This is a genomic window from Acidocella facilis ATCC 35904 (assembly GCF_000687875.1).
GTDB lineage: Bacteria > Pseudomonadota > Alphaproteobacteria > Acetobacterales > Acetobacteraceae > Acidocella > Acidocella facilis.
This window is the reverse complement of sequence record NZ_JHYG01000001.1, coordinates 415,707-439,415: the sequence shown is the minus strand read 5'-3', so window position 1 is coordinate 439,415 and position 23,709 is coordinate 415,707. Positions and strand designations below refer to the sequence as shown.

General features: G+C 65.2%; 25 protein-coding genes. 12 read left to right on the top strand and 13 right to left on the bottom strand.

What is annotated here, in order from left to right; all coding sequences use genetic code 11:
• Positions 1–13: 13 nt before the first annotated feature.
• Entirely contained in the window at positions 14–304 is a 291-nt protein-coding gene (locus T331_RS0102200; RefSeq protein WP_026438853.1) for a 4a-hydroxytetrahydrobiopterin dehydratase, read from the bottom strand.
• 177 nt (positions 305–481) lie between these two features.
• On the opposite strand from T331_RS0102200, the gene T331_RS0102195 reads away from it, so the two are divergent.
• Positions 482–862, top strand: a complete 381-nt coding sequence (locus T331_RS0102195) for a YidB family protein (protein WP_026438852.1) — start codon at positions 482–484, stop codon at positions 860–862.
• Here the strand turns inward: T331_RS0102195 and T331_RS0102190 are convergent.
• The 6 genes from T331_RS0102190 to efp all read right to left on the bottom strand — a co-directional run bounded on the left by T331_RS0102190 (position 853) and on the right by efp (position 5,978).
• Positions 853–1,404 (bottom strand): 5-formyltetrahydrofolate cyclo-ligase, encoded by a 552-nt coding sequence (locus tag T331_RS0102190; protein ID WP_035178773.1) that lies wholly within the window; start codon positions 1,402–1,404, stop codon positions 853–855. The genes T331_RS0102195 and T331_RS0102190 overlap by 10 nt on opposite strands.
• Complete coding sequence (locus tag T331_RS0102185; RefSeq protein WP_026438850.1) at positions 1,404–2,510, bottom strand: peptidoglycan -binding protein; 1,107 nt, start codon at positions 2,508–2,510, stop codon at positions 1,404–1,406. Before T331_RS0102185 ends, T331_RS0102190 begins: the two co-directional genes overlap by 1 nt.
• Positions 2,507–3,673, bottom strand: a complete 1,167-nt coding sequence (locus T331_RS0102180; protein WP_026438849.1) for an Mce/MlaD family protein — start codon at positions 3,671–3,673, stop codon at positions 2,507–2,509. Before T331_RS0102180 ends, T331_RS0102185 begins: the two co-directional genes overlap by 4 nt.
• A complete protein-coding gene (locus T331_RS17040) occupies positions 3,670–4,281 on the bottom strand; it encodes an OmpA family protein (RefSeq protein WP_008493228.1) in 612 nt (203 codons plus the stop codon). The genes T331_RS0102180 and T331_RS17040 overlap by 4 nt, the downstream gene beginning before the upstream one ends.
• Before the next feature lie 16 nt (positions 4,282–4,297).
• Positions 4,298–5,125 carry an inositol monophosphatase family protein gene (locus T331_RS0102170; protein WP_081822089.1) on the bottom strand — a complete coding sequence of 276 codons (828 nt, stop codon included), beginning with the start codon at positions 5,123–5,125 and terminating at the stop codon, positions 4,298–4,300.
• 286 nt (positions 5,126–5,411) lie between these two features.
• Positions 5,412–5,978, bottom strand: coding sequence for an elongation factor P (gene efp / locus T331_RS0102165; protein ID WP_008493226.1), 567 nt, complete (start codon positions 5,976–5,978; stop codon positions 5,412–5,414).
• Between the two features lie 231 nt (positions 5,979–6,209).
• Here efp and T331_RS0102160 point away from each other — a divergent pair, with 231 nt between their 5' ends.
• From T331_RS0102160 to T331_RS17030, 11 genes are all read left to right on the top strand, one after another.
• On the top strand, positions 6,210–8,774 hold the full coding sequence (locus T331_RS0102160; RefSeq protein ID WP_026438847.1) for an autotransporter outer membrane beta-barrel domain-containing protein: 2,565 nt from the start codon (positions 6,210–6,212) through the stop codon (positions 8,772–8,774).
• 357 nt (positions 8,775–9,131) lie between these two features.
• Positions 9,132–9,959 (top strand): urease accessory protein UreD, encoded by an 828-nt coding sequence (locus T331_RS0102155; RefSeq protein ID WP_035178770.1) that lies wholly within the window; start codon positions 9,132–9,134, stop codon positions 9,957–9,959.
• A gap of 11 nt (positions 9,960–9,970) precedes the next feature.
• Positions 9,971–10,273 carry an urease subunit gamma gene (locus T331_RS0102150; RefSeq protein ID WP_008493223.1) on the top strand — a complete coding sequence of 101 codons (303 nt, stop codon included), beginning with the start codon at positions 9,971–9,973 and terminating at the stop codon, positions 10,271–10,273.
• On the top strand, positions 10,270–10,578 hold the full coding sequence (locus T331_RS0102145) for an urease subunit beta (RefSeq protein ID WP_026438845.1): 309 nt from the start codon (positions 10,270–10,272) through the stop codon (positions 10,576–10,578). The genes T331_RS0102150 and T331_RS0102145 overlap by 4 nt, the downstream gene beginning before the upstream one ends.
• Positions 10,578–12,284 (top strand): urease subunit alpha, encoded by a 1,707-nt coding sequence (ureC, locus tag T331_RS0102140; protein ID WP_026438844.1) that lies wholly within the window; start codon positions 10,578–10,580, stop codon positions 12,282–12,284. Before T331_RS0102145 ends, ureC begins: the two co-directional genes overlap by 1 nt.
• A gap of 2 nt (positions 12,285–12,286) precedes the next feature.
• A complete protein-coding gene (locus T331_RS0102135; RefSeq protein WP_026438843.1) occupies positions 12,287–13,165 on the top strand; it encodes an NUDIX hydrolase in 879 nt (292 codons plus the stop codon).
• A gap of 274 nt (positions 13,166–13,439) precedes the next feature.
• Positions 13,440–14,402, top strand: a complete 963-nt coding sequence (nadA, locus tag T331_RS0102125) for a quinolinate synthase NadA (RefSeq protein ID WP_026438842.1) — start codon at positions 13,440–13,442, stop codon at positions 14,400–14,402.
• Positions 14,399–15,796: an L-aspartate oxidase gene (locus T331_RS17035; RefSeq protein ID WP_035178768.1), complete on the top strand. Its 1,398-nt coding sequence runs from the start codon at positions 14,399–14,401 to the stop codon at positions 15,794–15,796. Before nadA ends, T331_RS17035 begins: the two co-directional genes overlap by 4 nt.
• On the top strand, positions 15,796–16,650 hold the full coding sequence (gene nadC, locus T331_RS0102115) for a carboxylating nicotinate-nucleotide diphosphorylase (RefSeq protein ID WP_026438841.1): 855 nt from the start codon (positions 15,796–15,798) through the stop codon (positions 16,648–16,650). The genes T331_RS17035 and nadC overlap by 1 nt, the downstream gene beginning before the upstream one ends.
• Positions 16,651–16,779: 129 nt before the next feature.
• Positions 16,780–17,949: an aminotransferase class I/II-fold pyridoxal phosphate-dependent enzyme gene (locus T331_RS0102110; RefSeq protein ID WP_026438840.1), complete on the top strand. Its 1,170-nt coding sequence runs from the start codon at positions 16,780–16,782 to the stop codon at positions 17,947–17,949.
• Positions 17,946–18,653 (top strand): methyltransferase domain-containing protein, encoded by a 708-nt coding sequence (locus T331_RS17030; protein ID WP_051622022.1) that lies wholly within the window; start codon positions 17,946–17,948, stop codon positions 18,651–18,653. The genes T331_RS0102110 and T331_RS17030 overlap by 4 nt, the downstream gene beginning before the upstream one ends.
• Positions 18,654–18,671: 18 nt before the next feature.
• Here T331_RS17030 and T331_RS0102100 read toward each other — a convergent pair whose 3' ends face one another.
• From T331_RS0102100 to T331_RS17025, 6 genes are all read right to left on the bottom strand, one after another.
• Positions 18,672–19,706: an ABC transporter ATP-binding protein gene (locus T331_RS0102100; RefSeq protein ID WP_008493212.1), complete on the bottom strand. Its 1,035-nt coding sequence runs from the start codon at positions 19,704–19,706 to the stop codon at positions 18,672–18,674.
• A complete protein-coding gene (locus tag T331_RS0102095) occupies positions 19,703–20,497 on the bottom strand; it encodes an ABC transporter permease (RefSeq protein WP_244876875.1) in 795 nt (264 codons plus the stop codon). The genes T331_RS0102100 and T331_RS0102095 overlap by 4 nt, the downstream gene beginning before the upstream one ends.
• 9 nt (positions 20,498–20,506) lie before the next feature.
• Positions 20,507–21,388 carry an ABC transporter permease gene (locus tag T331_RS0102090; RefSeq protein ID WP_026438838.1) on the bottom strand — a complete coding sequence of 294 codons (882 nt, stop codon included), beginning with the start codon at positions 21,386–21,388 and terminating at the stop codon, positions 20,507–20,509.
• Positions 21,373–22,386, bottom strand: a complete 1,014-nt coding sequence (locus T331_RS0102085) for an ABC transporter substrate-binding protein (protein ID WP_035178764.1) — start codon at positions 22,384–22,386, stop codon at positions 21,373–21,375. The genes T331_RS0102090 and T331_RS0102085 overlap by 16 nt, the downstream gene beginning before the upstream one ends.
• On the bottom strand, positions 22,386–22,724 hold the full coding sequence (locus tag T331_RS0102080; protein ID WP_008493207.1) for an NIPSNAP family protein: 339 nt from the start codon (positions 22,722–22,724) through the stop codon (positions 22,386–22,388). Before T331_RS0102080 ends, T331_RS0102085 begins: the two co-directional genes overlap by 1 nt.
• A gap of 171 nt (positions 22,725–22,895) precedes the next feature.
• Entirely contained in the window at positions 22,896–23,591 is a 696-nt protein-coding gene (locus T331_RS17025; RefSeq protein WP_035178761.1) for a GntR family transcriptional regulator, read from the bottom strand.
• Positions 23,592–23,709: the final 118 nt, after the last annotated feature.

The window sequence follows — 23,709 nt, the reverse complement described above, 5'->3', positions numbered from 1 at the left end:
CTCTTTCAAGCTGTTACTGCGGCAACCAGACGAAATCGCTGATCGCCGTCGCCAGCCCGACATCCTTCTCCGTCACCCCGCCCGCATCATGGCTGCTCAGGCTGATCGAAACCTTGTTATAGCTGTTCGACCAATCCGGATGATGATCCGCCTTCTCCGCCAGCAGCGCCACATGCGTCATGAACGAGAAGGCCTCGGCGAAGCTCTTGAACTTGAAGTCCTGGGTGATGGATTTGCCATCCTGCGCCAGCGCCCATTTCGGAGGCAGGGTGTTCAGCGCCTCCTGGCCGAGCAATTTGGACATTTCGGGCTCCTTTTCGGTTGCTGTCCCCTGAAGCTGGGCCCGCGCCCCCCTGGCCGCAAGCGGAAAAACTTTTGCAATTCCTCATGAATATAACGGTTTGGTGAATCCGTTGCGCATTCAGGATGCTTTTTTCCGGCGGCCAGGCTAAGCTAGGGCCTTGTTCAAAAGGAGCCCGCCATGTCGCTGTTCGGAAACCTCTCCGGCCTGTTCACCGAGTTTCAGTCAATGCAGAGCAACCAGCTTGCCGGCCCGCTGATGAATGAAATGTCCCAGCACGGGATCGACGGCGTTGACGGTCTGGTCGACCGCTTCGCCCAGACCGGCTTTGGCGAGCATGTCGCCTCCTGGATCGGCAATGGACAGAATTTGCCGCTGGACCAGGACAGCATCCAGCGCGTGCTCGGCCAGCCGGTGCTGCAGGGGCTGGCGGATAAATATGGCCTCGACACCAGCCAGGTCAGCGCCACGCTCGCCCAGCATTTGCCGGGCATTATCGACCATCTGACCCCCGGCGGGCAGACCCCGAACGGGCAGACGCCGGCGGATGTTCAGGGGTAGAAGTTTCTGATTCCGGCCTCGGTCGCCACGGCATGCAGCGGCAAATCCGTCGCCTCCACCGGCAGCGTTGCAACCTCCTGCATCGCATAGGCGCAACCGAGCCGGAATGCCCCCGGCAAGGCGGCCAAGGTCCGGTCATAATACCCACCGCCATAGCCCAGCCGGTGTCCCCTGGCATCAAACCCCAGCAGCGGGATTAGCAGAAAATCCGGCACAATCTCAACCGCATCCGGGTAAGTGGTGCGAAACCGCCCCGGCAGCATCTTCGTCCCCGGAATCCAGGCGCGAAACACCAAGGGCTGACCCAAAGGCAGCGTTTCCGGCAGCGCCAAGGCCTGGCCGCGCGCCGCCAGCGCGTGCAGCAGCGGCAGGATATCGATCTCGCCGCGCATCGGCATGAAGCCGCCGACCACCGCATCCGGCGGGATAATCCCGCTCGCCAGCACATGCGCGCAAAGCGCTGCCCCCAGCGCCGGGTCCTGCGCCGCGCGTAGCCCCAGAAGCTCCGCCCGCAGCGCCGCCTTGCGCGCCCCCATCTCCATCAGGGCGTGGTCAGCCGGAATTCGATCCGCCGGTTCTGCGCGTAATCCGCCGGCGTGTTGCCGGTGGCAATCGGGTTGTTGGCGCCCATGCCGGAGGTCACCAGCCGGTTCGCCGGCACCCCGTCGGCAATCAGCAGATCCAGAACCGCCAGTGCGCGCGCCGCCGAGAGGTCGAAATTCGACTTATACGGCCCGCCTTTGATCGGCTGCGCATCCGCATAGCCATCCACCGAGAGCACCCAGTTCACATTATCCGGGATCTTCGTGGCGATCTTCTTCACCGCATTCGCCACCTGCGCGATCTCCGCCTTGCCGGCCGGGGTGATCGTCGCCTCATCCACCGGAAACAGCACGTCGCTCTCAAACACGAAGCGGTCGCCGACCACCTTGATGTTCTTCTCGCCCTGCAGACTCTGGCTCAGCGTCTTGAAGAACACGCTCTGATATTGCTGCAACTCCTCCACCTTGCGGGCCAGTGCCTCATTCAGCTGCTTGCCGAGATCGGTGATCTGCACCTTATCCTTCGCATCCGCCGCCTGGGCCGCGTCCAGCGCCTGCTGCAACGCCGCCAGCTGCGCCCGCAAGGCCGCCATCTGCTGGTTCAGGAGCGCGATCTGCGCCGCATCCTGCTTGTTCAGTTTCTGCGCATCCGCGAGCTTGGAGGCGGTATCGCCGCCGCCTTGCAGGCTGGCCAGCCGCCCGCTCGCCGCCGCCAGCTGCGCCTGCGCGTCCGAAAGCTGTGCCTGCAACGCGCCCTCAGCGCTTTGCAGCCCGGAAATCGTGCTCTTATCCTGCGTCGCCTGCTGGCTCAGCGCCGCATTCGCACTCTGTGCGGCCGCCAGCTGCGCATTCAGCGCCGCCAGCTCCTGGGCGAGCGTGCTGTCCTTCGCCGTCTCCATCGACAGGCTCTGGGTTAGCTCGGCGATCTGCTCCTTCAGCCGGGTGATCGTATTGTCCGAGCCGTTCAGCGCGGAGGAGAGAAACGCCTCCGCCAGCACGAACACCAGCAACACGAAGATGGTGACCATGAGCAATGTGGAGAGCGCATCCACATAGCCCGGCCAGGCCTCCAGCCCGTTATTGCCGCCGCCGCGCCGCCGGCTCATCCGCGCGGCTCGTCCAGCCGGTTGGTTCGCGGCTCATCCAGCCGGTTGGCCAGCGTCCGTGTCAGCAGCCGCAGATCGGCGCGCAACTCACTCAGGCTCTGCGCCCGGCCCTGGTCGGTCTCGGTGATGAAGCGGTTGAGCAGCAGCTCGATATTGCGCAGATGCGCGCGCAGCGGGTCGGTGGCGCTTTCGCGCTCCTCCGCCATCTTGGTCAGGATCGGGGTGAGGCTGAGTTGGTTGCGCGCCAGCTTCTCCATCAGCTGCTGCTGCACCCGCAGCGTCTCGTCCAGATCCCCCATGCGCTCGCCCAGAGCCCGCAGCGCTTGGTTGCCCTGCTCGCGGCTTTCCTCGCCACGCGCCAGCACACGCTGCAGCTGGTCCATATTCTCCGCCGTCTGCTCCAGCAGCGCCTGCACATAGCCCGGCACGCTGCCCTCGCCATCGCCGGAGAGGATGCCCGTGCCCAGCCTGGTCAGCGAGGCCAGCCATTCCTCCAGCTCATTGAAAAACCGGTTCTGCGCCTGGCCGGCCGTGAGGTCCAGAAAACCCAGGATCAGCGCGCCCGAAAGGCCGAACATCGAGGCCGAGAAGGCCGTGCCCATCCCCGCCAGCGGCTTCGCCAGCCCGGTTTTCAGCTGCGCGAACATCGCATTCACATCGCCGCCGGTGGTCAGGTTCATGCCGTTGATCACCTCGGCCACCGAGGACACCGTATGCAGCAGCCCCCAGAAGGTGCCGAGCAGGCCGAGGAAGATCATCACCCCGGTGATATAGCGCGACAATTCCCGGGATTCGTCGAGCCGGGTGGAAATCCCGTCCAGAATCGTGCGCATGGACTGGCCGGAGAGGGTCAGCCGTCGCTCGCCATCCGCGCGCCCTTGCAGCATCCGCGCCATCGGCGCCAGCAGCGTCGGCGCCGGGGCTTCCACCAGCTTTTGCCGGTTGCGCCGAAATTCCTCCACCCAGGCCGCCTCCGGATAGAGCCGTTGCACCTGCCGGATATTCCAGAACACGCCGAAAATCTCGACCAGCAGGATTACCGAATTGATCACCGGATTGGCCATGAAGAACCGCGCCAGCACCGGCGAGAGCGCTGCCGCCCCGCCATAGACGATGATGCAGAACAAAATCATCCGGATCAGATAATTGGTCGGTCTGGTCATGGCTTCGCCCCTGCGCCGATCTCGGCCTGATTGCTGTCCCCGCTCTTCGCCGGACCCGCCGCGCGCGGGATCACATTCGCCGCATTCACCCCGCAGGCGGTCAGCGCATCACGAATCGCAAAGGCCCGCGCCAGAGAAAGCCGCATCGCGCCGGAGGCATCGTTCGGGTCACGCGGCGCATGCGCGATCACCGGCACCGGCGTGCTGGCCGCACAGAAGGGCTTGAGCACTGCCTGCGCATTCGCCGGCAAGGCGGCGCTGCCGGGCGCGAAATCAAGGGTCGCCAAACTGGGAATCGACGGCTTCGGCGGGGCAGGGGGCGCTACAGGCTTCGCCACCACCGGCTGCGGCGCCGGCGGGGCCGGTTTGGGAGCCGGGGCCGGCTTGGCCACCGCCGGCACCGGCTTCACCGCCGCACGGTTTTCGGTATGCCGCTTATAGTTCTTATGCGGCCGCTCCATTGCCGGCTTGGCCGCCGGCACCGCCACTGGCGCGGGTTCGGGCAGCCCCTGCAATTGCCGCAGGGCCGCTGGATTCACCGTAACCTGCGCGTGCGCGTAGGCCGGAGCAACGAGGAGGAGGCCGCACAGCCAGACTGAAATCTTCACATCTGGCAAACTAGCCTTAACCCTTCCTGGCGGAAAGCCCGTCCTGCACCAGCTCCAGCAGCTTGCCGTGCAGATGCGGGTTCGCCGCCACCACCACGTCATCCACCAGATCCTTGCCCTCGCCATCGGTCGCATAACCGCCGGCTTCACGCACAATGAGCATGCCCGCCGCAATATCCCACGGCTTGATGCCCATTTCCCAATAGCCATCATACCGCCCGGCCGCGACCCAGGCGAGATCCAAAGCCGCCGAGCCAAACCGGCGCACACCCGCCGTCGCCGGCATCAACGCCCCCAGCGTGCGCGCAAAGGCCAGACGGTTCTTCGCCGAGGTCGCCGCAAACGGAATCCCCGTCGCGAACAACGCCGTATGCAACTCCCGGCGCGCCGAAACCCGCAGACGCTTATCGTTCAGATACGCGCCCACCCCCTTCTCGGCCCAGAACATCTCGCCATTCACCGGGCAATACACCACCGCCGCCGCAATCTCGCTGCCGCCATCCGGCAGCCGCTTTTCCAGCGCGATCGAAATCGCCCAATGCGGAATGCCATGCAGAAAGTTCGTGGTTCCATCCAGCGGATCAACCACCCAGCGCCAGGACCATTTATCCGACCCCGACGCCCCACTCTCCTCCATCAAAAACGCATAGCCAGGGCGCGCCTTCTCCAGCTCCTCACGCAGCGTCTGCTCCGCGCGCATGTCCGCCTGGCTGACAAAATCCCCCGGCCCCTTCACCGAAACCTGGAGATTCTCAACCTCCATGAAATCACGCAACAAACGCTTCGCCGCCTTGTTCGCAGCGTTGTGCATCACCGTCATATGCGCCGAAAGACGTGGCATCATGGAAATACGCTCCTAGAGATGGGCAACCCAGGGGGCGCCGCCCCCTGGACCCCCGCTGGGCCTGAGGCCCAGACCCCGCTACTTGGGTTCCGGGTGGGAGGGGTAACTCGCCGCCCCGGACAAGGGCCATAAAACAGAAAAACCGGGCGGCGAGTTACCCCTCCCACCCGGAACCTAAACTAATGGGGGTCTGGGGCCGTCGGCCCAAAGGGCCGCCGGTTTCAGATCCGGCGCACCTCCGGTGCGACGGCCCCAGCGGGTCCAGGGGCGGAGCCCCTGGCCTTGCTTACCCCTTGGCGCGTTCCACGTAGCTACCGTCTTCGGTGCGCACGACGACGCGTTCGCCGGCTTCGATGAAGGGTGGGACGAGGGTTTTGACGCCGTTGGAAAGTTTCGCGGGCTTGTAGGAGGAGGAGGCGGTTTGGCCTTTGACCACCGGGTCGGCCTCGACGATTTCGAGGGTGACGTGGGGCGGCAGGGTGATGCCGACCGGGTCGCCTTCGACGAGGGCGACGGAGACGGCCATGTTATCCTGCAGGAAGGGGGCGCTATCGCCGAGGATGGCGGTGGGGACCATGAATTGTTCGAAGGTTTCGGGGTCCATCAGCACGAGGTTATCGCCATCGGTGTAGGAGTAGGTATAGTCCCGGTCTTCGGTGGTCAGCCGTTCGACGGTATCGGCGGTGCGCCAGCGTTCGTTGGTTTTATTGCCGGTCTTGAGATTGCGCATTTCCACCTGGATGAAGGCGCCGCCTTTGCCGGGGGTGATGATTTGCTGCTTCAGCACGGTCCAGCGCGCGCCATCGTGCTCGATGACCTGGCCGGCGCGGATGAGGTTAGCCTGCTGCTTCATAATACTGCCCTGCGGATTGAACTTTGAATGATCGTGAGGCCGGGGCTTACGCCGCCCCGGCGCGGGAGGCAAGGCTTTGTGGGCATTTCGGCCTGCGGGGCTGATTAAAGAAAAGCAAATCAACATTGCGGGCGATTAACTTTTCTTTCACGTTTTCTCTCTAAAAATAACTTATCCGTAATTAAACAGCCATGCCCGCAAAATGGGGGCTTGTTGAAAGACCCCCATCCCATGACCACCCTGAGGAGGCTCGCGCGCAAGGCGCCGCTGACCGTTTGCGCCCCGGTTTTGGCTCTGCCTGCCGCCATTTCGCTCGTCCAGCCGACGATGGCGCAGACCCAGCAACCAAGCGCCATCGACAACACCACCAATCTGCTTTCCAGCACCGCCATCGGCATTGCGCTGCCCGGCAATGGCGCCCTGATCAACAGCGCCATCATCGATGCGCCGGGCTATGCGGTACAGGGCAACGGCGCCGGGGTGAGTGTGATCAATAGCGGCGCCATTGGCGGCGGCATTGACGGTGTCAGCCTCACCCAGGGGGGCAGCGTGGCGAATAGCGGTTCCATCTTCGGCGGCCATATCGGCGTCTATACCGGTGGCGCGGCGGGCAGTGTCTCCAATAGCGGGCAGATTTCCGCCGGCACTGGCGATGCGGTCTCGCTCTTTGCCGGAGGCACCCTCACCAACCAGGCCAGCGGCCGCATTCTGGGCGCCAGCGCCGGGGTTTATGCCAATGGCAGCGGCTCCAGCATCAATAATGCCGGGCTGATCACCGGGCCCGCCTTCGGGGTCTATCTGATGGGCGACAGCGCTGTGACCAATAGCGGCAGCCTTGCCGGCGGCACGGTCGGGTTGATCGATATCGGCCATGGCGGCGAGATCACCAATACCGGGCTGATCCATGGCGGCCAGACCGGCGTGCAGCTCACCAACGGCGCCAGCCTCGACAATGCGGGCAACATCAATGGCGGCGTCGTCGGGGTGAAGCTCGGCGCGGCGGGCAGCCTGACCAATGCGGCGGCCGGACAGATCACCGGGAGCGTTGTCGGGGTTTCGGCGACGGCGGGCAGTGTCATCAATAATCAGGGCAGCATCACCGGCGGCATCGGCATTCTGGTCGGCGGCGCGGTCACCATCGACGAGACGGGTATGGTCACCGGCACCGGGGGCAGCGCCATCGCCTTGCATAACGGCGCCTCCAGCCTGACGCTCGGCACCGGGGCCCAGATCAACGGCGCCATTGATGGCACCGGCACCGCCAGTGCCATCACCCTCGCCGGGCATGGCGATCTTTCCAGCCCGATCGTGAATTTCGGGGCCGGCAGCCTGACTGTGGCCCCGAACGCGGCCTGGACCGTCACCGGCAACTGGGCGGTGGGGCAGGTGACGAATAACGGCACGCTGACCGCCGGGCTGGTCGGCACGCCTCTGACCATCCAGGGCAATTTTACCCAAGGGGCGACCGGCACGCTGCGGGTTGTCGTCACCCCAACCGGGATGAATCAGCTCATCGTCACCGGCCATGCCCAGCTTGGCGGCACGCTGGCCTATGTGCTCTCGCCCGGCACCTACGCGCCGGGGACCTACGCCTTCCTGAACGCCGCCGGTGGGGTGAGCGGGGATTTCACCAGCATCGTCAGCACCGATTCGGCCCAGCATGCCCGCACCCTGACGAGCAGCCCGGCGGCCAGCCCGCTCCTGGTCAGCACGGCGCAGAGCCTGGCCCCCAGTGCGCTCGCCAGCGCCGCCACGGTGACGACTACCTCCACCACCACCCAGACCGTGCCGCTGCTCAGCCTGGCGCAGAGCGTTGTGGTCGCCCCCCAGGATGCCAGCCTCTTCGCCAATGCGGCGCAGGATGAGGCGCTGTCCGGCGACGCGCTGACCCAGACCCTGCTGGCCCCGCCCGCGTCCGGCACCGGCCAGTTCTGCTCCATCCAGGTGCCGCAAGCCTCCGGTGAGGCGGGCAATCTCGCCACCGCTTTGGCAGCCGGGATGTGCCGGCTGGGTGGTTGGGTGCAGGCCAGCGCCACGGATCTCTCCACCAGCGCCTATTCCGCCCAGGGTGGCGGGGTTCTGGCTGGGCTGGACCGGAAGCTGGGGAATGGCCGGATCGGTTTCGCGGTGGGCTATGACCAGCAGGATCTGCTGGACAAGCAATCCGGCAAGACCTCGATGCAGGCTGTGCGGCTGGGGCTTTATGGCGGCTTTGGCCTCGGCCGGGTCGAGATCAACGGCGCGCTCTCCGGCGGGCTGCTGACGGATCGCACTACCCGGCCGACCGGGGCTGGCTATGCCATCGGCAAAGGCACCGGCGGGCTGATCTCGGGCGGCTTGCAGGCGGCGCTGCCCATCGAACTGAACGGGCTGGTCCTGCGTCCCGCCATCGGGCTGCGTATCACCCATATCAGCCTCGGCGCCCTCTCTGAAACGGCCGCCACCCAGGGATTCGCGGTGCAGACCAAGAGCGCCTCCGGCACTTATGTCGCGCCCTATCTGCGGATGAGCGTGGCGAAACGCTTCCTGACCGCCAGCGGGGTGGAGATTGTGCCGCGGGCACTGCTGGGGGTGACGGTGAATGCCACCAATCCTGGCGCCTCGACCAGCCTTGTCGCCGCTGATGGCAGCCTGACCTCCACCAGCGCCACGCATCTCTCCCCGGTCAGTGCCCAGCTTGGCGCCGGGCTCACCATCGGGCGCGGGGCCTGGCAGCTCAGCCTGCGCTACGAGGCCGCGCTGGCCGCCAGTGATCACACCCAATCCGTGCAGGCGGAGCTCGCCTTGCGCTTCTGAGACCCGCTCCCACAGCCGATACGGATAAAAGCTGTTGGGGCGGTGGCGCCCGAGCTCGCAACATCGCCTGGGGGTGTTGGCGCGGCGCCGCAAAGGGGAGGCTTTTAGCCTCCCCTTTGTATTTATGGGGCAGGACTTAGCCTTAAGTTTGCAAAAGTTTTTGGGGGGTGTGGGGGGCTTTTTACAAAAAGCCCCCCACAAACATTTGGGGTGTTGGCAACGGCGTTGCCAACACCCCAAAATTTTTCGCCGCTTTTTTTCAAAAAAGCGGCACCAAAAAACGTTTATAATTTCTCCCACCGCCGCTAAGTCATTTGCCCCCTTGCCCCGGTCTTTAGCCTTGCTCATGCTGGGCCAATGACTCATATCTCCGCCCGCGACGCGCTGCGCGCCGCCCCGCACCAACGCGCGGCGGGCCGGCTGGACCTGGCGCTGGCTGCGCAGAACGGGCGCACCCGGCTGCGCAGCTTCTACCAGCAAGGCTGCCTGAAAGCCCGGCTGCTGCGGAGCGGGCCAATCCCCGAGCTGGTGGCGATCAATATTTCCGGGGGCATCGCCAGCGGCGACGCGGTGGAAACGCATCTGGATCTAGGTGCGGGTGCGTGCTGCATGTTCGCCTCGCAGGCGGCGGAGCGCATCTATCGGGCGCTGGGCGAGGCCCCGGCGCGTATCAGCACCCGCCTGACCCTCGCCCCGGAGGCCCGCCTGTTCTACCTGCCGCAGGAAACCATCCTGTTCGACGGGTTTTCCCTGGATCGGCAACTAGACATCGACATCGCCCCCGGCGCCACGCTGGTCGGGGTGGAGAGCCTGCTCTTCGGGCGGCTGGCGATGGGCGAGGCGTTGCGTTCCGGCTGCCTGAAAGACCGCATCAGCATCACCCGCGCCGGCAAGACTCTCTGGCGCGATGTGGCGCGGCTGGAGGGGGATTTGTTCGCCCAGCTCGACCAGCCGGGGCTGGCCGGCGGGGCGCGGGCGATGGCCAGCCTGTTCGCCATCGGGCCTGACCTTGCGGCGAAACTGCCCGGCTTGCGCGCTGCACTGCCCGGCGCGGGGGTGAGCCTGCATGATGATCTGCTGCTGGCCCGCATCCTGGCGCCGGATGCGATCACGCTTCGTCGCTCTGTGGTTGCGGCGCTGGCGATATTAAGCGAATTTGGGCTGCCGCGCGTCTGGCAAAGCTGAGGGGCAAGATTGTGATTCTGACACCGCGAGAAAAAGACAAATTGCTGGTGGCGATGGCCGCCATCGTCGCGCGCAAGCGCCTCGAGCGCGGGGTGAAGCTGAATTATCCCGAGGCGGTGGCGCTGATCACGGATTTCGTGGTCGAGGGCGCGCGCGATGGGCGGCGGGTGGCGGATCTGATGGAGGCGGGGGCGCATGTGGTCTCCCGCGACCAGGTGATGGAAGGGGTGGCGGAGATGATCCATGACGTGCAGGTGGAGGCCACCTTCCCGGACGGCACCAAGCTTGTCACCGTGCACGAGCCGATCCGATGATCCCGGGCGAGGTTTTTACGCCCGAAGGCGAGATCGAGCTGAATGAAGGTCTGGAAAAGACCGTCATTCTCGTGGCCAATAAGGGCGACCGGCCGATCCAGGTGGGCTCGCATTATCATTTCGCCGAGACCAATGCCGGGCTGGTGTTCGACCGCGCCGCGGCGCAAGGCAAAAGGCTGGATATCGCGGCCGGCACGGCGATCCGCTTCGAGCCCGGCCAGAGCCGGGAAGTGACCTTGGTGCCTTTCCGCGGGGCGCGCAAAATCTACGGCTTTCGCGGCCTGACCATGGGGAGCGCTGAGTAATGGCGAAAATCACGCGCGCCGCTTATGCGGATATGTTCGGCCCCACCGTGGGCGACCGGGTGCGGCTGGCCGATACGGAATTGTTCGCCGAGGTGGAGAAGGATTTCACCCTCTATGGCGAGGAGGTGAAATTCGGCGGCGGCAAGGTGATCCGCGACGGCATGGGCCAGTCCCAGATCACCAACGCGCAAGGGGCGGTGGATACCGTCATCACCAATGCGCTGATCATCGACCATTGGGGCATCGTGAAGGCGGATGTCGCCATCGTCGGCGGGCGCATCGGCAAGATCGGCAAGGCCGGCAATCCGGATGTGCAGCCGGGGGTGGATATCATTATCGGGCCGGGGACCGAGGTGATCGCGGGCGAGGGCAAGATCCTCACCGCCGGCGGCATCGATGCGCATATCCATTTCATCTGCCCGCAGCAGATCGAGGAAGCGCTCTCCAGCGGGGTGACGACCATGGTCGGCGGCGGCACCGGGCCCGCCACCGGCACCGCCGCCACCACCTGCACGCCGGGGCCGTTTCATCTGGCGCGTATGCTGCAGGCGGCGGAAGCCTTCCCGATGAACATCGCCTTCACCGGCAAGGGCAATGCCAGCCGGCCGGAGGCGCTGGAGGAGATGATCCGCGCCGGCGCGTCCTCGCTGAAACTGCATGAGGATTGGGGCACCACCCCGGCCGCCATCGATAACTGCCTCAGTGTGGCCGACCGGTTCGACGTGCAGGTGATGCTGCATTCGGACACGCTGAATGAAAGCGGCTTTGTCGAGGACACCATCGCCGCCTTCAAGGGCCGCACCATCCATGCTTTCCATACCGAGGGGGCCGGCGGTGGCCATGCGCCGGATATCATCCGTGTGGCGGCCCTGCCCAACGTGCTGCCCAGCTCCACCAACCCGACCCGGCCCTACACGGTGAACACGCTGGATGAGCATCTGGACATGCTGATGGTCTGCCATCATCTGGACGGCTCGATCCCCGAGGATATCGCCTTCGCCGAAAGCCGCATCCGCAAGGAGACCATCGCGGCCGAAGATATTCTGCATGATCTCGGCGTGCTCTCGATGTTCTCCTCCGACAGCCAGGCGATGGGCCGTGTCGGCGAGGTGATCATCCGCACCTGGCAGACCGCGCATAAAATGAAAATCCAGCGCGGGTCTCTGGCCGGGGACGGGGCGGCCGATAATGCCCGGATCAAGCGCTATATCGCCAAATACACGATCAACCCCGCCATCGCGCAGGGGCTCTCCCGGCATGTCGGCTCCATCGAGACCGGCAAGCTGGCGGATCTGGTGCTGTGGAGCCCGGCCTTTTTCGGCATCAAGCCGGATATGGTGCTGAAGGGCGGCTCGATTGCGATGGCGCAGATGGGCGACCCGAACGCCTCCATCCCCACCCCGCAGCCGGTGCATTACCGGCCGATGTTCGGCGCCTATGGCCGGGCGGGGATTGAATCCTCGCTGCTCTTCGTCTCCCAGGCGGCTTTGGCGGAGGATATTGGCGGGCGGCTGAAACTCTCCCGCCCGCTGGCGCCGGTTGAGAATGTGCGCGGGGGCATTGGCAAGGCCTCGATGATCCATAATAACGCCACCCCGCATCTGGAGGTCGATCCCGAAACCTATGAGGTGCGGGCGGATGGCGAGCTGCTGGTCTGTGAGCCGGCCGAAGTGCTGCCGATGGCGCAACGCTATTTCCTGTTCTGACCATGCCGGATAGCGGGGTGCAGGCGGATCTGATCGCGGTGCTGGTCGCCGTGACCGGCGGGGAGCCGCGCGTGCTGACCATCGAGGACGGGTTTGCGCTGCCCTCGGGCCCGTTGCAGACCGGCCATCGCAGCCTGCAGGCGGGTCTGCGCGCCTGGGTGGAGGCGCAGACCCATCATCCGCTGGGCTATGTGGAACAGCTCTACACCTTCGCGGACCAGCGCGGGGGCGCGGATCGTAGCGTTTCGATTTCGTATCTGGGGCTGACCCGCGAGGTCGGCGCTTCCTATCCCGGCGCGCAATGGCGGGGATGGTATGAGTATTTCCCCTGGGAGGATGCCCGCAAGGGGCCGCCGTCCTTGGCGCCTTTGCGAGCGGCGCTGGAGGGCTGGGCAGGGGAAGAGCCGACGCGCCGGGCGCGTCTGGCCTGGCTGTTCCCCGAAGGCGAGGGCTGGAACGAAGAGCTGGTTTTGCAGCGCTACGAATTGCTGTGGGAGGCCGGATTGCTGCCCGAGGCGATGCGCAAGACCCAGGCGCATGTTCTCCCCGGCACCGGGCTGGAAATGACCCATGACCATCGCCGGATTCTGGCCACGGCGATTGCCAGGCTGCGCGCCAAGATCAAATATCGTCCGGTGGTGTTTGAGTTGTTGCCGAAGGAATTCACGTTGCTGGAATTGCAGCAGAGCATGGAGGCGCTGGCCGGGCAGAGCCTGCATAAGCCGAATTTCCGCCGGCTGATCGAGACGCAGAATCTGGTGGAGGAAACTGGCGAGCTGGCCTCGGGCCTGGCGGGGCGGCCGGCGAAGCTGTTCCGGTTCCGGGCGGAGGTGCTGGCGGAGCGGGGGTTGTCGGGGACGAAGCTGCCGCTGGTGCGCTAAATTTCAAAAGTTTTTGGGGCGTGGCCCTTTTTTCAAAAAGGGCCACAGAAGGTTCGTGTGTGTGCAACGGCGTCGTCACCACCCCGAACGTTTTTCGCAGCTTTTTGAAAAAAAGCTGCACCAAAAACTTTTGCAAATATTAAGCCCTCCACACATGGCAGCCGTGCGGGATCTGCCGCCGCGCCTGTAAGAAAATTGACTTGAAGCTTATTCTCACTCTGAGTATAACCGGCCCAATGATTATACTCATGTTGAGTATAAATGGAGAGCCGCCATGCCGCTGGACCAGCTTTATAACCGTGTCTCCCGCGTGATCCCGCCCTTCGAATGGGCCGCGATGGAGGAGGACGCGAAGGCCATTCTGGAGCTGAAAAAAACCCGCAACGCCGTCATCCTGGCGCATAACTACCAGACGCCGGAGATTTTCCACGGCGTGGCGGATATTGTCGGCGACAGCCTGGCGCTGGCGCGCGAGGCGCAGACTGTGGATGCGGATGTGATCCTGCTGGCCGGCGTGCATTTCATGGCCGAGACCGCCAAGCTGATGAACCCTGACAAGATCGTGCTGATCCCCGACAGCGAGGCCGGCTGTTCGCTTGCCGACAGCATCACCGCCGCCGATGTGGCGCTGATGCGCGCCCGCTATCCCGGCCGGCCGGTGGTGACCTATGTGAATTCCACCGCCGAGGTGAAGGCCGCCTCCGATATCTGCTGCACCTCGGGTAATGCCAAGAAGGTGGTGGAATCGCTGGGCGTGCCGGAAGTGATCATGCTCCCGGATGAGTTTCTGGCGCAGAACGTCGCCAAGGAAACCGGGGTGAAGATCATCGCCTGGAAGGGCCATTGCGAGGTGCATGAGCGCTTCACCCCGGAGGATATCCATGCGCTGCGGGCCCAGCATCCCGGCGTGGTGGTGCTGGCGCATCCGGAATGCCCGCCTGAAGTGGTGGATGTGGCGGATTTCTCAGGCTCGACCGCGGTGATGGCGGATTTCGTTCGCGAGAAGAAACCCGCCCGGGTGGCGCTGATCACCGAATGCTCGATGAGCGATAATATCGCCCAGGGTGCGCCGGAGACGGAGTTTGTCCGCCCCTGCAATCTCTGCCCGCATATGAAGAAGATCACGTTGCGCAATATCCGCACGGCGCTGGAGGAGATGCGGACCGAAGTGACCATCCCGGCCGAGCATTTCGAGGCGGCGCGGCGTTCGGTCGAGCGGATGCTGGCGGTCAAATGATCACCATCATCGGCGGCGGCGTGGCGGGGCTGATGGCGGCGCTGGCAGCCGCCCCGGCGCCGGTGACGCTGATCAATCCGCGGCCTCTGGGCGAGGGGGCGGCGAGCTGGCTCTCCCAGGGCGGCATGGCGGCTGCGGTGGGGGCGGATGACGATGTCGCGCTCCATATCCAGGACACGCTGGCTGCCGGGGCGGGCTTGTGCGACCGCGCGGCGGTGGAGAGGATTGTCGGCGCCGGGCCGGCTCTGGTGGACACGCTGCTGGGCTATGGCGTGGCGTTTGACCGCAGGCCGGATGGAGCACTCTCGCTGGGGCTGGAGGCGGCGCATTCCCGCCATCGCATCCTGCATGGCGGCGGCGACCAGACCGGGGCGACGATCATGCGCGCGCTGATCGAAAAAATGGCGCAGACGCCCTCGATCACGCTGCTCCAGGCGGTGGCGACGCGGATTTTCGTCGGCGAGGCCGGGGTCGAGGGGGTGCAGCTGCGCCAGGGTATGCGCCTGTTCAATCTGGCGACGGACCGGGTGCTGTTGGCGACGGGCGGTATTGGCGGGCTGTTTCGCTATTCCACCAACCCGGCGGGCGCCATCGGCCAGGGGCTGATGCTGGCGAAGGCGGCCGGGGCGGGGCTGAAACATCTGGAATTCGTGCAGTTCCACCCGACGGCGTTGGCAAGCGAGAGCTTTCCCTGCCCGCTGGTCTCGGAAGCCGTGCGCGGCGAAGGGGCGCGGATTATCGACGAAACCGGGGCGCATTTCATGAACGGGCGGGATCTGGCGCCGCGTGACGTGGTGGCGCGGGGCGTGTTCGGGCATCTGGCGGCCGGGCATAAAGTGTATCTGGATGCGCGGCCCTTGGCGGATTTCGCGAACCATTTCCCGACCATCCAGGCCGCCTGCCTGGCGGCTGGGATTGATCCGGCGCGCGACCCTATCCCGGTGCGCCCGGCGGCGCATTATCATATGGGCGGTGTCGCGGTGGATTCGGATGGCCACAGCGATGTGGACGGGCTGTTCGCCGCCGGTGAGGTGGCCTGCACCGGGCTGCACGGCGCCAACCGGCTGGCCAGCAACTCGCTGCTGGAGGCGGCGATCTGCGGGGCGCAGGCGGGCCGGGTGATGGCCGGGATGACAGCGCGCCCATTGCGGTCGCTGCCGGACATGGCGGCCCCGCCGGCACCTGACGCTGAAGCTGTGCGCGAAATCATGTCCGCCGATTGCGGGGTAATGCGCTCGGAAGCCGGGCTGGCGCGGGCCGAGGCGGCGCTGGCGGCAATGGCCGGTAATCCCGCCGCCGAGCTGTCGCTGGCCATCGTGCAGGCGGCGCGGGCGCGTAAACATTCCGTCGGGGCGCATGCGCGCATCGACCAACCTTTGTCTCAGGCGGCTTGATGATGAGTGTGACGAAACTTCCCGATATCATGATCGAACCCGCTGTGCGGGCGGCGCTGCTGGAGGATCTGGGCCGGGCCGGGGATGTGACCTCGGAGGGCGTGATCCCGCCGGATGCGCAAGCCGCTCTGGTGTTGAATGCGCGCGAGGAGGGGGTGCTGGCGGGGCTGGATTTCGCCCGCATTGCCTTTCATCTGATCGATCCCGAGATCAGCTTTCAGCCCGTGCTGCAGGATGGCGCGGCGCTGGCGCCGGGGGTGGAGATTGCGCGGATTTCCGGCAATGCCCGGGCGCTGCTGAGCGGGGAGCGGGTGGCGCTGAATTTCCTCGGGCATCTCTCGGGCATTGCCAGTGCGACCAACGGCATAGCGCGGGCCATCGCCCATACCAAGGCCAGGATTTCCTGCACCCGCAAGACCACGCCGGGGCTGCGCTTTGCCGAGAAATATGCGGTGCGGGCCGGGGGCGGGGCGAATCATCGCTTCGGGCTGGATGATGCGATTTTGATCAAGGACAACCATATCGCCATTGCCGGCGGGGTGGAGCCAGCGATGCAGGCGGCCAAGGCCTATGCCGGGCATCTGGTGAAGATCGAGATCGAGGTGGATAATCTGGTACAGCTGGAAGAGGCGCTGCGGTTCGGGCCGGATGCGATTTTGCTGGATAATATGGGGCCGGATGTGTTGCGCGAGGCGGTGGGGATGATCGCCGGGCGGGCGGTGGCGGAGGCGTCCGGGCGGATCAATGCCCAGACCGCCCCGGCGATTGCCGAGGCCGGGGTGGATCTGATCTCCGCTGGCTGGCTGACGCATAGCGCCAGGGTGCTGGATATCGGGCTGGATTTCGCGGCCTAAGACAAAGCCTTAAACTTCCAAAAGTTTTTTGGGGCCGCCCCTTTTTTACAAAAAAGGGGCGGATGCCCAGGACCATCGTCCTTAGGCTAGATTTCGCTCCCCAGGCCTTTTGGGCTAGACCCGGCCCCGATGTTTGAGTTCGACGAGCTATGGGGCCGGGCGCTGGACGAGGCGGCCGCGGCCGGGCGCAGGCGCCGCTTGCGCCCGGTGGTGAAACTGCCCAACGCGCGGCTGCGCTATGGTGACGGGCCGGCGCTGATCGATTTTTCCTCCAATGATTATCTCGGCCTGGCGCATCATCCGGCGCTGATCGAGACGGCGCGGGATTATGCTCAGCGTTTCGGCGCCGGGGCCGGGGCTTCGCGGCTGGTGGCGGGAAATCTGGCGCCGCTGGAGGAGATCGAGGCCAAGCTGGCGGCGGGGAAGGGGGCGCAGGCGGCCTTGGTGTTCGTCTCCGGCGCGCAGGCCAATCTCACGCTGCTGCCGGCACTGCTGGATGTGAAAACACTGGGCGCGGCGCCGCTGGTTTATGCGGACCGGCTGAACCATGCCAGCCTGATCCAAGGTTGCATCGCGGCCGGGGTAAGGCAGATCCGGTTCCGGCATAACGATCTGGAGCATCTGGAAGAACTGCTGGCGCGGGATGCGGAATTGGACCGGCCGCGCTTCATCATCACCGAGTCGGTGTTTTCCATGGATGGGGACGGGCCGGATATGGCCGCCCTGCAGGCGCTGGCGGAAAAATTCGGGGCGTTTCTTTATATCGACGAGGCGCACGCGACCGGCGTGCTGGGCGAGACCGGCTTCGGGCTGGCGCATGGGCTGAAAAACGGGCTGGCGATGGGCACGTTCAGCAAGGGGCTGGGCGGGTTCGGCGCCTATGTGGCGGGCTCGGCGATGCTGCGGGAGTATCTGGTCAATCGCTGCGGGGGGGTGATTTATGCCACCGCCCTGCCGCCGGCGGTGCTGGGGGCGATGAACGCGGCGCTGGATTTGATCCCGCAAATGGCGGCTGAGCGGGCACATTTGCACGGGCTGGCAGCGCATCTGCGCGCGCGGCTGTGGGCGATGGGGCTGGATACGGGCGAGAGTTTCACCCAGATCGTCCCGTTGATTCTGGGCGAGGAGGCGAAAGCTCTGGCGCTGGCGGCCTCTTTGGAACGGGATGGGTTCGCGACGGTGGCGATCCGCCCGCCGACGGTGCCGGCCGGCACGTCGCGCTTGCGGCTGGCCTTGTGCGCACTGCATACGCAAAGCGAGATCGACGCGCTGGCGGATGCGATCGGGCGGTTGCTGTGAGCCTGATCGCGCGGCATTTCGCCAAGGCGGCGACGCGTTATGACGAGATCGCGCAGGTGCAGCCGCGTGTGGCGGCGGCACTGGCGGCAAGGCTGGGCGGGGCGCCACGGCGGATTCTGGAAATCGGCTGCGGGACGGGCGGGTTGAGCCAGCATCTGGCGCGGCTGTTTCCGCAGGCGGAGTTGGTGCTGACGGATATTTCCGCTGAAATGCTGGCGGTTTGCGAAGCGCGCCTGGGAGGGCGCGGGCGGTTTCTGCGGATGGATGGGCAGGCGCCGGATGCAGGGTTGGGGTGCTTCGAGCTGATCGTCTCCAGCCTGGCGATGCAATGGTTTGAGGATTTGCCGACATCTTTGGAGCGGCTGGCGGCGATGCTGGCCCGAGGTGGCGAAATGCGCTTCGCCACGCTGGGGGCAGGGACGTTCGCGGAATGGCGGGCGGTGCTGGGCGAGGCGGGCGGCTTGCATGATTATCCCGAGGCGCGTGCGTTTCCGTGGCGGGCGCAAATCGAGGCGGAGATGTTTGTCGAGCATCATGCAAGTGGCAGGGATTTTCTGCGGGCTTTGAAAGCGATCGGCGCGCAGACGCCGCGTGCCGGGCATCGCCCGGTGCCAGCCTCGGTGATGCGGCGGGCTTTGGCGCGCACGGCGAACGGGTTCGATGTAGGTTACGAGGTGCTGTTCGGCAGCTATATCAAGCCATAGGTGCACAGGGTCCGTGGCCTACTCGGGAATGATGTAGGCCTGTTCACGGTTGAAGTCGATTTTCACCGTCTCGCCAATATAGGCCTGGTGCTGCGCCGCCCGGCGCTGGGCGCGGATGGATAGATCCTGCCCCCAGCCTGTCCGCACCGTGTAGGCGATGACATCGCCGAGATAAATCCGCTCCGTCACCTGCCCGGCAATCCCCTCCGCGGCGAGATGCATATCCTCCGGGCGCACCATCAGCCGTTTGGCGCCCTGATCCGGGTGATTGAAATGCCGCAGGCTGGTGCCATCGGGCAGATGGGCGGCGCCGGCATCCAGGCGGATCTCGATCAGATTCGAATTGCCGATGAACCCGGCGGCGAAGCTGCTGCGCGGGCGGTCATAGAGATCCTCGCCGGTGCCGACCTGCTCGATACCGCCATGGTTGAACAACACGATCCGGTCCGACAGACGCAGCGCCTCCTCCTGGTCGTGGGTGACGTAAATGATGGTCACCCCGGTCTCGGCATGGATGCGTTTGATCTCCCCTTGAATATCTTCGCGGAGTTTCTTGTCGAGGGCGGAGAGCGGCTCGTCCATCAGCAGGATCTGCGGATCATAGGCCAGCGCGCGGGCCAGGGCGACGCGTTGTTGCTGGCCGCCGGAGAGCTGGGCGGGCTTGCGCGCGCGCATCGGGGTGAGATGGACGAGCTCCAGCATTTGCGCCACCTTCGCCTCGATCTCGGCTTTTGGCCGGCGGCGCACACGCAGCGGAAAGGCGATGTTTTCCGCGACGCTGAGATGCGGAAACAGCGTATAGCGCTGAAACACCATGCCAATATCACGATGATTGGGGGCCACCCCGACCAGTGAGCGGCCATTGAGCAGCACATCGCCGGCATTGGGCTCGACGAAGCCGGCGATGGCGTAGAGCGTGGTGCTCTTGCCCGAGCCGGACGGGCCGAGAAAGGTGATGAACTCGCCCTTCTCGATGCGCAGCGAGATATTGTCGATGGCGACGAAATCGCCGAACTCCTTGCGCAGGTTGCGTAGCTCAAGATAGGCGCTCATCGCTTTGCATCCTTGTTGAAAATGGCCGCCAATCCCATCAGCAGCAACGTGCCGAGCACGAGCAGGGAGGAGACCACGGCGATATCCGGCGAGAGATTCTGCCGCACCTCGCCCAGCATGCGCACCGGCAGGGTTTGCAGGCCAGGGCTGGCCATGAAAATCGCCACCACCACCTCATCCCAGGAGGTGAGAAAGGAGAAGATGGCGGCGGAGAAAATGCCGTGGCGGATGGCGGGCAAAATCACCCGCACCCGCGCCTCCCACAGCCCGGCGCCGCACAGCATGGCGGCGTCCTCCAGGGATTTGTCGGTCGCTTCCAGCGCGCCGGTGATGGCGACGATGGAGAAGGGCAGGGCCAGCACCAGATGCGCCAGCACGAAGCCCAAAAACGTGCCGGCCAGATGCAGGCGCAGAAACACCGCATAGAGCGCGATGCCCAACACGATCGAGGGCATGATCATCGGGGTGAGGAAAAAGCCGCGCAGGGTCTCGCGTCCGGGGAAGCTCCCGCGCGCGATGGCAAAGCCCGCGAGCAGCCCCAGCAGTACCGAGGCGAGGGTGACGACCGCCCCCAGCTCAAGCGAGGTGAGCAGCGAGGCCAGCCAGTTCGGGTCGGCGAAGACCTGCGCGTACCATTGCAGCGTCCAGCCCGGGGGCGGGAATTGCAGCCATTGCGAGCTGTCGAAAGACAGCGCGATCAGCAGCCCCAGAGGGGCGAGCAGAAACAACGCCGCCAGCCCCGCCACCGCCGAGAGCACGACCCGCCACCAGCCGAGCAGTGAGAACTCCATCAACATCGATCAGTGCCCTTTCCGGCCATGCGGGGCGAGGTAGCGCGCCTGCACGGCATAGAGCGCCAGCGTGACCACCAGCAGCACGAAGGAGGCCGCGCCGGCCAGCCCCCAATTGAGCAGCGTTTGTACCTGCTGGGCGATGAGTTCCGCCAGCATCATGTCCTGCGCGCCGCCGAGTAGGGAGGGGGTGATGTAATAGCCAAGCGACATCACGAAGATGATCAGCCCGCCCGCCCCCAGCCCCGGCAGCAGCAGCGGCAGAAAGATGCGGGTGAAGCTCTGCAGCCGCGCGGCGCCGCACAGTGAGGCGGCCTGGAACATCGCCGGGTCGAGCGCGGCCAGCGGCCCGCGCAGGGAAATCACCATGAAGGGCAGCATGATATAGACCATGCCGATCACCACCCCCGCCAAGCTGCCGTAAAGCGGCAGGGGATTTTTGATGAGCCCGGTCCAGATCAGGAAATTATTGATCGGCCCGGTATCCTGCAGCAGCACCATCCAGGCATAGGTGCGCGCCAGCAGATTGGTCCACATCGAAAGAATGACAATGCCAAAGACCAGCCGGCCGAGGCGGCGCGGCGCCACGGTGATGAACCAGGCCAGAGGCAGCCCGACCACAGCGGTGATGGCGGTGACGATGAAGGAGATGAGAAAGGTGTTTTCGAGCACATTCGCGTAGGTGCCGGTGGCGAGCAGCGCGGCGTAATTCTGCAGCCCGGGATGCGGCTCCAGGATCGAGCGCAGCAGCAGCGCCAGCACCGGCAGCGCGAAACAGAGCAGCAGGAAGGCGAGAACCGGCGCCGCCGGGGCAAAGCCCCTGGCGCGGCGGCGCCTTGCTTCACGCGAAGCGGCGGGCGCCGCTCTGCTCAGGCTTATTTGGTCTGCCATGCATACCAGCGGTTGGCGATGTCATCGCGATGCGCGGCCCAGTAGGCCATGTTCAGATCCACATGGCTGGCGGCATGAGCGCCTGGCAGCGCGGCCAGGGCTTTCGGGCCCATCAGCGCGGCGGCACCTTTATTCACCGGGGCATAGCCGGTATCGGTGGCAAAGGCGGCCTGCGCCTTGGCGCTGGTGGCGTAGGCGATGAATTTTTGCGCGGCCGCCAGATGCGGCGCGCCCTTGGGGATCACCAGCATGTCGCCAGTGGTGAGGTTGTCGTCCCAGCTCATCGCAACCGGCACGCCGCTATCCTGCAGCGCCTGCACCCGGCCATTCCACATCAGGCTGATCGGGCATTGGCCGGACGCCAGCTGCTGCTGGGATTGCGCGCCGGTGCTCCACCAGACGATGTCGCTCTTGATGCTGTCGAGCTTCTTGAAGGCGCGGTCGAGGTCCAGCGGGTAGAGCTGGTCCGGCTTCACCCCGTCGGCCAGCAAGGCGGCTTCGAGCACGCCGGCGAAGGACCATTTATAGAAGCAGCGCTTGCCGGGAAATTTCGCGGTGTCGAACAGATCCGCCATGGTCTTCGGCGCGTCGCCTTTGAATTTCGATTTATTGTAGGCGATGACGAAGGAATAATAGAAAGAGCCGACGGCGTCGGGGCTGTTGAAGCGCGGGTCGAGCTGGGCGGCATCCGCCGCGGGCAGATCGATCGGGGCGAGCAGGCCGGCCTTGGCGGCTGCCTGCGCGAAATCACCTTCGACATCGACCACGTCCCAGGAGACATTGCCGCTCTCCACCATCGCCTTGAACTTGCCGTAATCGGTCGGCCCGTCCTGCAGCACCTTGATGCCGGTGGTCTTGGTGAACGGGTCGGCCCAGTCTTTCTGCTGGGCCTGCTGGGTGGTGCCGCCCCAGCTGGTGAACACCATGCTGCTCTGCGCCTGCGCGGCGGCGATGCCGCCCAATGCCAGACAAAGCCCCAAGCCTAAGCGTCGCATCATCAGACCTCCTTGTTGAGCGGGTTGCCAGGCAGCGGCGAGAAGGGCGCGGGACGCAGGATTTTCGTCTCCATCGTCTCGATCAGGGCCTGGATTTTGGGAAGAAACGCCAGCCAGCGCGGATCGCGGATGAGCGCGGCGCGGCGGCGGTCGCGCTCATCCAGGCTGGGATAGGCCCAGATATGCACGATCTCGTTCTGCGGGCCGATCTCGGTGAAGAAATAGCCCGCCAGCCCGCCCAGATGCGCGCTCTGGATGGCGATGCCCTCCTCCTCGACCAGTTTCAGATAGGCCGGAACCATGCCGGTCTTTAGCCTGTAGGTACGCATCTCGTAGAACATCGGAGCGGGCCTCGGTATGTTTATCTTATGGTATACCATAAGAGCGAGGGAAAGACGCTGTAAAGAGGAAAACGCGCCCGGCTTGCCGTATTTATCGCCAAACTGGGTGAGGCCGATGAGGCGTCTTTGCAAAAAGCGGCGGTCTGGCGATTTTTTGTGCGTTGCGGCGGGTCAGTTTGGGCTCTGGCTTTCGGCGGGGCCCTGCTTCAGGGCCAGCTGCAGGGCGTTTTGCAGATGCCGCACCGAAGCCGCCGCCGCCGCGTCCGGATCGCGCGCGATAATGGCGTCCAGGATCGCTTGCATCTCCGCCATCCCGTCGCGCTCCCGCCCCGAGGTCGAGATGGTGCGGGCGCGCAGATGGGTGATCCGCCCATTCAACGCCACCAGCAGCTCCCACGCCACCTGCCGTCCGGCGGCGCGGAACATCGCCTCGTAAAACCGCGCGGTGGCGGCCAGCACGGTGAAGGGCTCGCCGGCGCCGTAGCCGGCGCGCACCGCCTCCAGCGCCGTGCGCAGGGCGGCGAGGTCGGCCGGGGTGGCGCGGGCGGCGCAGTGGCGCGCGGCCAGCGCCTCCAGCATCGAGCGCAGCTCATAGATCTGCGCGATCTTCGCCGGCTCCGGGGCCGCCACGGCCGGGCCGTGATTGGGAATCGTCTCGACCAGCCCTTCGGATTCCAGATGCCGCAGCACCTCGCGCACGACTGAGCGGCTGACCCCCAGCCGCTCGCACAAGGCGCGTTCCACCAGCCGCTCGCCGGGGCGGAATTTCATCGTGAGGATGGCTTCGCGCATTTTCTCAAGCGCCAATTGCCGCAAGGTTTTCGCGGGGCGGTCGATCAGCAATGCGTCTGGTTGGCTGTCCGGCATGGAAGAAGACCTGTTTCCCGTGGCTTTGTTTATCATGTCGTGAGTCAAAAACGACCCGCAATGCCAGTTTCCTCTTTACAGCCCGCTCTTGTCAATCTTATGGTATACCATAAGACAA